This is a genomic window from Streptomyces viridosporus (assembly GCF_002078235.1).
GTDB classification, from domain to species: domain Bacteria; phylum Actinomycetota; class Actinomycetes; order Streptomycetales; family Streptomycetaceae; genus Streptomyces; species Streptomyces viridosporus.
In genome coordinates this window covers 1-1563 of the sequence record NZ_MSGP01000884.1, presented here as the reverse complement: position 1 = coordinate 1563, position 1563 = coordinate 1, and the positions used below count along the sequence as shown (strand labels likewise).

At 72.2% G+C, this 1563-nt stretch carries 1 protein-coding gene; it reads right to left on the bottom strand.

Translation table 11 applies throughout. The annotated features are described in order from the left end of the window. The coding region (gene glgX / locus B7L92_RS38420; RefSeq protein ID WP_081241670.1) for a glycogen debranching protein GlgX at window positions 1–1563 on the bottom strand (1563 nt) is incomplete at both ends.

Here is a 1563-nt window from a genome sequence, read left to right as displayed (position 1 = left end):
AGTAGGCGTTGTTGTTGCCGCCCTGGGTGCGGCCCATCTCGTCGCCGGCGACCAGCATCGGCACCCCCGTCGACAGCAGCAGCGTGGTCAGCAGGTTGCGCAGCTGCCGCCGCCGCAGCGCCAGGATCCGCCCGTCGTCGGTGTCGCCCTCGACGCCGCAGTTCCAGGAGCGGTTGTCGTGGGTGCCGTCCCGGTTGCCCTCGCCGTTGGCCTCGTTGTGCTTGCGGTCGTACGAGACGAGGTCGCGCAGGGTGAACCCGTCGTGCGCGGTGACGTGGTTGACCGAGGCGTACGGGCGCCGCCCGCCCCAGGCGTACAGGTCGCTCGAACCGGACAGCCGGTAGCCCATCTCCCGCACGTCCGGCAGGGCGTGCCGCCAGAAGTCCCGCACCGTGTCGCGGTACCGGTCGTTCCACTCCGTCCACAGCGGCGGGAACGCGCCCACCTGGTAGCCGCCCGCCCCCACGTCCCACGGCTCGGCGATCAGCTTCACCCGGCGCAGCACCGGGTCCTGGGCGATCACCGCGAGGAACGGGGAGAGCATGTCGACGTCGTGCATGGAGCGGGCCAGCGCCGCCGCCAGGTCGAAGCGGAAACCGTCCACGCCCATCTCGGTCACCCAGTAGCGCAGCGAGTCCGTGATCAGGCGCAGCACGTGCGGCTGGACGACGTGCAGGGTGTTGCCGCAGCCGGTGTAGTCGGCGTAGCGGCGGGCGTCCGGCTGGAGGCGGTAGTAGCCGCGGTTGTCGATGCCCTTCAGGGAGAGCGTGGGGCCCAGTTCGCCCGCCTCGGCGGTGTGGTTGTAGACCACGTCGAGGATCACCTCGATGCCCGCCGCGTGCAGGGCGCGCACCATCCGCTTGAACTCGCCGACCTGCTGGCCGGTCGTCCCGGAGGCCGCGTAACCGGCGTGCGGGGCGAAGTAGCCTATCGAGTTGTAGCCCCAGTAGTTGCGCAGGCCCCGGCGCAGCAGATGGTCCTCGTGCGCGAACTGGTGCACCGGCAGCAGCTCCACGGCCGTGACGCCCAGCCGCACCAGGTGCTCGATCGCCGCGGGGTGCGCGAGACCGGCGTACGTGCCGCGCAGTTCCCCGGGCACGCCGGGGTGGCGCTGCGTGAACCCCTTGACGTGCAGCTCGTAGATCACCGAGTCCGCCCACGGCGTCATCGGGCGGCGGTCGTCGGCCCAGTCGTCCTCGTCGTGGACGACGACGCCCTTGGGGACGTACGGCGCGGAGTCCCGGTCGTCGCGCACGGTGTCCGCGACGTGCTGCTCCGGCCAGTCGCGGACGTGCCCGTACACCTCGGGCGACAACCCGCCGGGGGCGTAGTCGCCGTCCACCGCGCGCGCGTAGGGGTCGAGCAGCAGTTTCGCCGGGTTCCAGCGGGCGCCGGTCCACGGGTCCCAACGCCCGTGCACCCGGTAGCCGTAGCGCTGCCCCGGCAGCACACCCGGCACGAAACCGTGCCAGATCTCGTGCGTCAGCTCGGTGAGCCGGGCCCGGCTCTCCTTGCCCCGCTCGTCGAACAGGCACAGCTCGACGCCCTCCGCCCCGCCCGCCC